Source organism: Paenibacillus sp. 203, from assembly GCF_037027525.1.
Lineage (GTDB): Bacteria > Bacillota > Bacilli > Paenibacillales > Paenibacillaceae > Paenibacillus > Paenibacillus polymyxa_B.
Map to the genome: position 1 here is coordinate 79,503 of NZ_JAXCHD010000017.1, position 9,172 is coordinate 88,674.

Here is a 9,172-nt window from a genome sequence, read left to right on the forward strand (position 1 = left end):
CATATTATTCATTTTTCACGTAAACTTATGCACAAAAAGAAACCCTTGTCTCTAAAAGACAGGGGCTCTCACTTGATTTATTAGATACCCACTGCAGCCGAAATCGCAGCAAAAATAGCAGCAACTAACCACAGAATGGGGAATAGCTTGAAGATTACCTTCAGCCACTGTCCAAAGCTGATCCGGGCAATGGCCAATCCAGCCAACAGTACTCCGCCTGTCGGTGAAATGAGATTGGTTAACCCGTTACCGAATTGGTACGCTGTGACTACTGCTTCACGATTGATACCTACAAGATCGCCAAGCGGTGCAAGTACAGGCATTGTTAGTGCTGCTTCCCCCGAAGAAGATGGGACCAGGAAAGTAATAATATTGTGTGCAACCAACATAATGGTAGTGAACAAGTAACTTGGCAATCCTTCCAGAATGCTTGCGAGTGCATTCAATACGGTATCGATGATCATACCCTGCTCGGCGATAATCAGAATTCCGCGGGCGAGACCTATGATCACTGCAGCGTAGATGAATTCTCCACACCCTTTTACAAAATTCTCAGCTATTTCCTTCTGGCTCATTTTAGTAACTACCCCGACAAAAAGACCGAGTGCGAAGAAAAGGGCGCCGATTTCAGTCATATACCAGCCTTTGGCCAAAATTCCCCAGACAATTGCTCCAAGCGTTACAATAAATCCACCTATAATTAATTTGTCCCGAAACGTGAAGACGACGTCCTCACCTGTATTTTCTTTTATAAACTGCTCGCGATTTATAATATCACTCTGAAAAACAATGGATTTCTCCGGATTTCTCTTAACCCGGTGCGCATACCACATCGTAAAGGCAATAGAAATCATAGTAAATACAAGCCATTCTATAAATCTCAGCCAGAGCTGAGGATTCCCCTCCACTCCTGCGATCCCCTGGGCAATCAATACTGAAAATGGATTAACAGTCGAACCAACATAGCCAATTTGCGTTCCCAGAAATAGAATGAGAATAGCAGTCATAGAATCGAAGCCTAGGGCAAACATTAATGGAATAAAAATCGCATAAAGCGGAATAATTTCTTCGCTCATCCCAAAGGTAGAGCCTCCGAGACTGAATATAACCATGGCTATTGGAATAAGCAGAATCCCCTTATTCTTCAGCCGTCTGGCAAGAGCTGTCAGGGCACGGTCAATGGCTCCCGTCTGCAGTATAATCCCGAAGGAGCCGCCCACAATAAGGACAAAAGAGACCACATCGGCGGCATTGATAATCCCCTCAATAGGAGCGCTTAGGATTTGGGGGAGTCCTTGTCTTAAATCACCGTTCTCACCCCTTTTGGGTACAGTGTGATAGGTTCCCGAAACGATCGCGGTTTTGGTCACACCGTTCACTGTCACTTCATGCCGGTCAAATTGTCCGCTGGGTACAATCCATGTCAATGCGGCGACTGTAATAATAATCAAAAATATTAAGGTATAGCTATGGGGCAAGGATAATTTCCATTTCTTTTTCTCGATGTTCATGTTTATCCCTCATTCCAAGAATGGTTATAAGTAACCTTCCCTCCCATAATGGTCAGTATCACTTGGGCATCCCTGATATCACCAGCGGATGCATTAAGAAGGTTGCGGTCAAAAACGGCGATGTCAGCATATTTTCCAGTCTCCAGCGTGCCTGTGACCTCTTCCATATAACAATGTCTGGCTCCATTAATGGTCCATGCTTTTAAAACTTCGGATGGCGGCATCCCACGATCGGGATACCAGCCTCCAGGTGATCCGTCCGGAAATAACCGATGAGAAGCTGAGTACAGTGAATCAGGAACACTCGTGATAAATAAAGGCAGATCAGTCCCAATGGTTATTGGCACGTTAGCCTCCAGCATAGATTTATAATTATAAAATCGGTTCTCATTACCTTTGCCTACCACAACAGGCATATAGGCCTCTTCATAGGTTGGATTCAGTAGCAGGATTTGGGCGTAGACTTCGGCAAAAATTTCGTTTTTGCCCATTCTGATCAAATCATCTGGATGAGGATACTCTAGATCACTGATAGAATGTCTGATAAGGTTATTACCTTGTTGTTCGCGGCATTTTTCAATCATGGATACCGCTTGGCGAATCGCAGCATCACCTTCTGCAGTTAGGCAGCATTTGATACCTTGGCTGTCCGCTTCCAGCACAGAGGCTTCAATTTTTTCGTAATCAACCGTCCTCAAATTCGTGACTTCAGGCATATCTGCATACGGTTCCAGCATGTCCCCCGTATGATCTGCTACGACGCCGTCAAGCATCAGCTTGTATCCTTGGAAACGAATAAGGTCCCCATTATAAAGTGCTTTATACTTCATACCGGTGCCAATATCCAACGGTTCAACAACGGGTTCAAGTGAGAAATGAAATCGGAGCGGCAGTTCTCCTGTTTCTTTCAATTCTTCTAGAATCGGCAGCAGCTCGCTATGCCGGTCAAAGCCAATATCTTTTATGGAGGTAACTCCTCGTGCAGCTAGTATGCGGCAAAACTCCATAAACTCTTGTTTGACAAGGCTGTGATCCTTCATCATAGCTTGGAGCAGCAAAGCGCGTGCCTCAGCACTGCATTGATCCGGCAAAAATTGATATTTCTCCTGAGCCAGTCGGTTCATCCAGCAGTAGCTTTTATTTAGGTTAATGGCAATTACCGCCCGATCAGGGAATAGCTCGTCCAACAAGCTTTGCTCAGGCAGCTTGCCCCATCCTTCCTCGCTCCACCCGTAAGCGGTTACATCTTTCCCTGGCGGAAGATTGTTTGCCGCTTGTAGCATGGATTCCACTGCTTCTTCAATCGAGGCTGCATGAGTCAAATCCACGCCCCGATGCATCGACATATATCCGGTAAAAAATACATGGTTGTCATGAACTCCTGGCATGATAAAAGCATCGCCCAAATCACAGACAACCGTTCCCGCTCCTATCCAAGCTTGTGCCTCCTCGGGACGACCCACTGCTGCAATACATTCTCCTCGCAGTGCAATAAACCCCGGCGAGACTTCATTTTCTAAGCCATTAAAAATAGCATTTGACAGTAAAACTTTGTCCGCTAATGTATCATTCTTCCCTTGCACAATTTCACCCCCTCATTATTCATCCGCCTCACTACATAACGTAATATAACGTTATAATATAGCTTCTGCTTCTCTTATGGAGTGGAAGCAGAAGCTGCGCCGTACCTGAATACATTTACATAACAGGCAACGGATTTATATTGAGAATTGATAACGATCTCCAATGATGTACTGTTTACCTACATGAACGGGGCCTCCATGCTGATCATAAATAATCGTGTGCATGTAGAACAACGCCTGTCCGATGGCCGTCTCCAGCAGCTTTGCTTGGTATTCATCCGCCAAAGCGATTTGCAATATCGTCTCTCCTGGTTGGTTAGGATCAATGCTGTATTTATGACGCAACAGTTCGTATACAGAGTCCTCCAACTGCTCTTCCATTAGAAAAGAAAATCGGTCATAAGGATACAAATTATTCTCCAGCATTAGTGGTCGATCACCGGCGTATCTTTTGCGCTGAATATATAACACTTTTTCTCCTTGTGGCAGCTGCAGCTGATGTGCAATTTCCTCATCTGCTTCTATGATTTCACGTTCTGTGACCACACTGTGTGAAGATAGGCCGTTGGATTTGCAGGCAGCCGTAAAGCTGATGACGTGTTCAATCTTCCGCCCAATTTTGGGTACATTGACAAAGGTACCTTTTCCTTGACGTTTGGTCAGATAACCTTCATGAACCAATTCGGCAATGGCTTTTCTTACGGTAATTCGACTTACATTGTAGGTCTCGCTTAGCTCAGTTTCGGTCGGTATACGGCTTCCCTGCGTAAATGTTCCATTATGAATAGCAGTTTTGACCGCTTTTTGTAATTGAATATATAATGGCTCTGCTTGGTCCGAATTCAACATAATGTGCCCTCACTTGTCATATAACGTTATATTACTCCCACTTAGAGTATCAAATGTTACATATTCTTACAAGTGAAGATATTTGAACATAATTTTTTAGTAGCGGACGCCGTATCCAAAAGAACCTTCTACCAGACAGCTCTGAGCAGCAACCCTCGAGCCTTCTACCATAGCGTCCTGAATGTTGCCATTTTTCAAAAAGCTCAGTAAAAAGGCGGTTATATAAGAGTCTCCTGCCCCCATCGTATCCACAGCGTCCACGGAATCAGGCATTTGAAAATAGAACTTAGTACCATCATAGGCAATAGATCTATCTCCGCCGCGTGTGGCTACCAGAATTTGCCCCTCCTTTTTTCGATTGGAGCGGATATAGTTCTGCGTCTCTTCATCCGTCATATGGCTGCAAGAGAAGAAAGCGAAATCGGCGTACGCAATATATTTCTCCACCTGTGCATCTATGAAATCATCCGAAAAGTCAAAAGAAAGAGGGATTCCCAGCATCTTCAATTCAGGCAGCAAGTGCCCTGTATGACTGTACAAGCCGGTGTGAATAAGGTCGAACCCGCCAACATAGGCCTTGTCATCTTCACTCAGCTTCAGCGGATGGAGACGTGTAACTCCTCCCTCATTGCTGCCCAGAAATACTCTGTCTCCGTCTTCCAGGGTTACACGTGCGCAGCCGTTCTCACCGCTGTGATATCTGCACCGTGAAATGTCGATTTCCAGCTCACGGAGAATGTGTTCTACATGCTGTGCTTCGTTATCATCTCCGAATACTCCGATAAAGGCTGCATCTACTCCCGCTTTTTTGGCAAACACACTGAAATTAAGCGCATTGCCGCCAGGATACATCATGCGCAGATGAACATATTTATCTACCACATTATCGCCAATGCCTAGAACTTTCATGATGGTTTCCTCCTGTTGGTAAGTGCGCTTAGTAAGCTACTTTGCCCATATAACGGCGAGTTTCCAGTGGGTGATTGCGTACATTTGCGAGTGCTTCACGATAAACACATACAATGCTGTAAAATAAAACCGGGTTAAAAAACTCAACGACCTCGTCGGCAATGGTTCCGATTCCAAGCTCCTTCGCATCGATCACTTCTACTTTCTCGGCATATTGATTCAGGAAAGTCTGTGCCCGCTCATCCAATGCCCGTGTGCGTCCTTCGTTGATCATCAGAATAAATGGAGTTTCTTTATCCGTTACTTCAAACGGTCCGTGGAAAAATTCACCCGAATGGATTGAAGCCGCATGAAGCCATTGCATTTCCATCAGAGAACAGATAGCAAATCCGTACGCATGTCCATAAGAAGCTCCGCTGGTCAGGATATAGAAGAGGTCTTCATTGCGATATTTGTCAGCGAATACACTGGCACGCGGTTCAACTTGTATTTTGGCCCGGTTAATAATTCCATTAATTGCTCCCAAGCCGTTCTGGAAAGCTTGATAATGCACATAGCCTTCAGCGATTTGAAGCAGCTCAACAGCAAGCTCCAAAATAATAGCCATCGGGTTATTTTTGACATCGCTCTCATCTCCCCACTCGTAGAGGAATGAATAATCAGAATAATTGAGCAGTGTCGCTTCACTATTGTGGGTTAAGCCGATGGTGTAAGCGCCTTTCTCTTTGGCTGATTTAGCAGCTGCAACCGATTCCGGCGTGTTTCCTCCATGGGAACACACGATGACTACAGCGTTTTTACCTAATCGTTTTGGCAGTGCGTGCACAAACTCATTCGCCGTATACATCCCTGCTACCAGCTTCTTTGCTTCACTATCCAAAAAATATTTTGAGGGATACATATCGACTAATGAGCCCCCGCAGGCTACTAAATACACCTCAGAAATCTCTCCGCTTGCTTGTTCATAAATCGTCTGAACCGTCTGTTGTACATTCATTTTTATCTCTCCTTTTTATATAACGTTATATAACGTATTGTTCACGAGATAAATATAAGCGCTTTCAATAAAGGTGTCAACCCCAATTATTCGATCAAATAAACTTTTTTTATAACCTGTCATTAAAAAAGCTCTAATCCTTGTGTGAACGGAATTAGAGCTCCTTTTTTAGATTTAATTCATTGATAGGTTGGTTGGCAATAACGAGGCTACTCCTACAATATACGCACAAAAAATATGGTCTTATAAATGGGTTTGTCCGAATAAACTTAAATAGACAAAATACATAACATCCAATAAAAAACAAGGAGGGAGTCACCATTAATACTTTTATCAGTTATATTTTTCTTGGTCTGTCACTTTCGGCCCCTATTGGACCGATTAATGCCGCACAGTTGGATCGAGGTATCAAGAATGGTTTTTGGCACGCCTGGTTTATTGGGCTTGGTGCAATAACCGCAGACATTATCTATATGCTGCTTGTTTATTTGGGAATGATTCACCTTCTTAATGCTCCGTTTGTCAAAGCCTTTTTATGGCTGTTTGGTTTTTTCGTACTTGTGTATACAGGTATTGAAAGCATCAAAAATGCAGGTGTGATTTCAGAATCCGAATTAAGGGGAAATGGTAATACATTAAGTAACTCATTTATGTCCGGTTTTTTAATGTCATTATTTAATCCTCTCTCCATCCTTTTTTGGCTTGGCATTTACGGATCCATACTCGCAAACGTCGCTAATACATATCCAGTACAACAGCTAATGATCTATAGCGGAGCGATTGTATTAGGCGTGTTACTCTGGGATGTGACCATGGCAGCCGCTTCAAGTATTTTCCGGCGGTTCTTAAAAACCGGATTGCTTAAAACCATCTCTTGGATGTCCGGATTATCTCTTATCGGTTTTGGCTTTTATTTTGGCGTACAAGCATTTCAATTACTTTTTTTACGCTAACGCTTAACTCACTGACAACGTTAACGAGATTCCTTGCCGTGCTTTCGGCGAACCCATTGTACAATGAGGTCACATATTGCAATTAACAAGACAAGCAGTAAGCTGATGTACACTCCCGGGCGGCTAAGTTTATGAAAAAATGATCCGACCACAGCCATAGCTATCAACAATAATCCAATCCAACGTTTAATATTGTTTGATCTGCTCGATTCCAGTAGCTTACCTGAAGACAGCAAAATAAAGCACCAATTATACAACAGCATTAAACCCGCTGCTGTAGTGATATATTCATATACTTTTCCCGGTAGCAGCAACGACATTACGATGGCTGATATTAATCCAACGGAGATCAAACTAAGTGCAAAAAGAGGATATTTGCCCTTCCACTTCCGTGAAAATAATTTGGGCGCATCTCCTTCCTGTGCAAGCGTAAGCATCATAGATGTCTCTGCGTATAGGGATGCTGTCATTGTGGAGAACCCTGCAATAATAAGCACTCCATTAAATAAATGAGGCACAAAAACCAGGTGATCACTGCTAAGCGCAAGCACAAAAGGACTTTCTTTCGGGTTAAAGGCACTTAATGGCACCATAGACACAGCCAGACCAATCGAAAGCACATACACAGCAACCAGTGTAATCAGCATTACCTTGCCTGCTTTAGGTGCATCCTCCGGTTTTTGAAGCCGATTAGACATAATTCCGAGCACTTCAATACCTCCGTATGCATAAAAGGCAAAAATGAAAGATGACCACAATCCTATGCCCCCAGTCGGAAAAAATTCTTTGTAACTGATGGGGAACTTCGGATTATATTTTCCTCCTCCAATCCAGCCTGCCAAAAGAGCAACGGCCAAGACCAGAAACATAACAATAGCTGCCATCTTAATGATGGCCAGTACATTTTCAACTCGATCAAAACCCTTATTGCCAAAAAAAACAATCACAAGCCCTAAAATCCCGAAGCCTGCTGCAAATATCCACATCGGTACCTGAGGAAACCAAAAGCGTGAGAATATAGATAGCGCGGTTAGTTGACTCCCATTGATAAGCAATTCTGAGAACCAATACACCCATCCACTGCCGAATCCTGCCCAACTTCCAAATGCTTTTTGGGCATAGGAACGGAAAGAACCCTGTTCAGGATGATCTGCCGTCATGCGCGAAAGGGCATCAAACACCACATATGTTCCCACTGCTGCAAAAAAGTATGCAATTAGCACTGCTGGACCACCTATGGAGATCGCTAAGCCAGACCCGAGGAAATATCCTGTACCAATGGTACCTGCAACTCCTAATAAGCTTAATTGCCACCATTTTAGTTTTTGATCTTTTTGCTTAACAGCTGAAGACTTGCCCATAATGAAAATCACCCTATTCCTGATATTGAGACCTAGTTCTCCGATATTATGATTGCCTTCTTCACCATATTTCATGTGGACAGCAATTCATTTCGTTATTTGTGATTTCTGGATTAGAAGTGTGACTATTTATGTAATAAAAAAGCACCAGCAAACTCGTTTAAGGTTTGCTGATGCTTTTTCTACATAAAACCAGAGACTTCATTTGGGACTAAATAGATCTTTTGTTGCGTTAATGATTAATTATCAAAATTTAGACATAGAAAGTGCCTTGTCCGCATTTTGAATATCCATTTGTATTTGCTGCTCTGGATCATAAGCATTATAGTAGCCATTGTTCTTCATATAATTAAAAATTTGTTCATGAAGATTAACAGCTTTGCTCAATTGGTCGCAAAGAACATTGCGAACTTCCGAGCTGGTTGACTCTGTCAGGGCAATTGCATAGCTTTTAATTCCACTTTTAGCCGAAATCAACAGGTCAGAAGCGATCACCTGATCCGTCATTCCGCCCATTCCAGTCATGTTCTGAACAATAGAATTCACGTTAATCCTCCTTTAAATTACACGAGCAGATTTTTAAGTTGTTGAATATCTTGTGTACCACCGTTTACATCCTGCTGCAAAATGTTTTTTAAATTTGTGTCTGATACTAAAGGAATCATGGTTTGGGCTTTTGTCAGGCAAGTTGTTTTAAACGTAAGTAGCTCATGTAATTCCAATTTTTCGTGAACTCCTAATTTTTGCAAGGTCAAAACCTCCTTTCTGAAATTGTTATTCCCTGCTGTCGTTGCTATTTATGCATATCCTACAGAATTCCAATTCTGGTGAAACTTCTAACTGAGTTTTTCTCACACAAAAAAAGCTCCTTCAAAGCCATAAGGGACTGACCCCCGTTTGTGAGACAGGGATCAAAACACCTTTCAAGTTTAAGCAGCCAGTCGCCTGTAATCTACCGGCGACTGGTTATTTAGTTTCGTTTGAATCCGAATTGAGTTATAGTAGGTGA

10 protein-coding genes are annotated in these 9,172 nt (G+C 42.9%); 1 reads left to right on the forward strand and 9 read right to left on the reverse strand.

What is annotated here, in order from left to right; all coding sequences use genetic code 11:
- Positions 1-80: 80 nt before the first annotated feature.
- The 5 genes from WA407_RS24835 to WA407_RS24855 form a co-directional block, all read right to left on the reverse strand.
- Positions 81-1,511, reverse strand: coding sequence for a YfcC family protein (locus WA407_RS24835; RefSeq protein WP_336078624.1), 1,431 nt, complete (start codon positions 1,509-1,511; stop codon positions 81-83).
- 2 nt (positions 1,512-1,513) lie between these two features.
- Positions 1,514-3,094 (reverse strand): amidohydrolase, encoded by a 1,581-nt coding sequence (locus WA407_RS24840; protein ID WP_336078625.1) that lies wholly within the window; start codon positions 3,092-3,094, stop codon positions 1,514-1,516.
- 135 nt (positions 3,095-3,229) lie between these two features.
- Complete coding sequence (locus WA407_RS24845; protein WP_336078626.1) at positions 3,230-3,943, reverse strand: GntR family transcriptional regulator; 714 nt, start codon at positions 3,941-3,943, stop codon at positions 3,230-3,232.
- Between the two features lie 96 nt (positions 3,944-4,039).
- Complete coding sequence (locus WA407_RS24850; RefSeq protein WP_061831978.1) at positions 4,040-4,852, reverse strand: PfkB family carbohydrate kinase; 813 nt, start codon at positions 4,850-4,852, stop codon at positions 4,040-4,042.
- Positions 4,853-4,880: 28 nt separating this feature from the next.
- Positions 4,881-5,849: an SIS domain-containing protein gene (locus WA407_RS24855; RefSeq protein WP_235307214.1), complete on the reverse strand. Its 969-nt coding sequence runs from the start codon at positions 5,847-5,849 to the stop codon at positions 4,881-4,883.
- Between the two features lie 320 nt (positions 5,850-6,169).
- On the opposite strand from WA407_RS24855, the gene WA407_RS24860 reads away from it, so the two are divergent.
- Positions 6,170-6,802, forward strand: coding sequence for a LysE family transporter (locus tag WA407_RS24860; protein WP_081112522.1), 633 nt, complete (start codon positions 6,170-6,172; stop codon positions 6,800-6,802).
- A gap of 20 nt (positions 6,803-6,822) precedes the next feature.
- Here WA407_RS24860 and WA407_RS24865 read toward each other — a convergent pair whose 3' ends face one another.
- The 4 genes from WA407_RS24865 to WA407_RS26835 all read right to left on the reverse strand — a co-directional run bounded on the left by WA407_RS24865 (position 6,823) and on the right by WA407_RS26835 (position 9,155).
- Positions 6,823-8,163: an amino acid permease gene (locus WA407_RS24865; protein WP_235307213.1), complete on the reverse strand. Its 1,341-nt coding sequence runs from the start codon at positions 8,161-8,163 to the stop codon at positions 6,823-6,825.
- A 246-nt stretch (positions 8,164-8,409) separates the two neighbouring features.
- Positions 8,410-8,709, reverse strand: coding sequence for a spore coat protein (locus WA407_RS24870; protein WP_061831981.1), 300 nt, complete (start codon positions 8,707-8,709; stop codon positions 8,410-8,412).
- Between the two features lie 17 nt (positions 8,710-8,726).
- On the reverse strand, positions 8,727-8,912 hold the full coding sequence (locus WA407_RS24875) for a hypothetical protein (RefSeq protein ID WP_061831982.1): 186 nt from the start codon (positions 8,910-8,912) through the stop codon (positions 8,727-8,729).
- Positions 8,913-9,092: 180 nt separating this feature from the next.
- The gene (locus WA407_RS26835; protein WP_442952024.1) at positions 9,093-9,155 is read right to left on the reverse strand and encodes a hypothetical protein; all 63 of its coding nucleotides are present in this window, start codon (positions 9,153-9,155) and stop codon (positions 9,093-9,095) included.
- Between the last annotated feature and the right edge of the window lie 17 nt (positions 9,156-9,172).

Bases quoted from the DNA above. Each gene is read 5' to 3' on its own strand.
- WA407_RS24835 (WP_336078624.1), bottom strand. From the start codon at position 1,511: ATGAACATCGAGAAAAAGAAATGGAAATTATCCTTGCCCCATAGCTAT.
- WA407_RS24845 (WP_336078626.1), bottom strand. From the start codon at position 3,943: ATGTTGAATTCGGACCAAGCAGAGCCATTATATATTCAATTACAAAAA.
- WA407_RS24850 (WP_061831978.1), bottom strand. From the start codon at position 4,852: ATGAAAGTTCTAGGCATTGGCGATAATGTGGTAGATAAATATGTTCAT.
- WA407_RS24855 (WP_235307214.1), bottom strand. From the start codon at position 5,849: ATGAATGTACAACAGACGGTTCAGACGATTTATGAACAAGCAAGCGGA.
- WA407_RS24865 (WP_235307213.1), bottom strand. From the start codon at position 8,163: ATGGGCAAGTCTTCAGCTGTTAAGCAAAAAGATCAAAAACTAAAATGG.